The 329-nt window shown below is 60.2% G+C and carries 1 protein-coding gene; it reads right to left on the bottom strand.

Features of this window, described 5'->3' with window-relative positions:
• Positions 1–186: 186 nt before the first annotated feature.
• Positions 187–329 (bottom strand): DUF3734 domain-containing protein (locus EN852_RS43435; RefSeq protein ID WP_189546543.1); only part of this gene is annotated, 143 nt, incomplete at its 5' end.

Here is a 329-nt window from a genome sequence, read left to right on the forward strand (position 1 = left end):
GGCGGTACCCCATTGAGGCCAGCGCTTTTGCGCCGCTGTCTGGATGTACGCCTGCTTTATGCGAGCGGCTATTGGCGACAATGTTGATAGGCTATGAAGAACAGCTTCACAGTCGGGCGAGCGTTTCTAAGCCCTGCACCGCAATTCTCGCCGCCTTTCTTGCTCCGCCTGTACTGGACCTAAGTATCAGGTCGGGCCTTCGCGGTGCAGGTCGTGGATGGCGACGCCCTCGACATTGGTGGGCAGCATCAGCCACTTGTTGTGGCGCAGCGTGCGCTCGGTGTCCTCCAGGCCCATTTCCCAGTGCTCGCAGATGGGAAGAGCGTCGT

It is taken from the genome of Mesorhizobium sp. M2E.F.Ca.ET.209.01.1.1 (assembly GCF_004010375.2).
GTDB lineage: Bacteria > Pseudomonadota > Alphaproteobacteria > Rhizobiales > Rhizobiaceae > Mesorhizobium.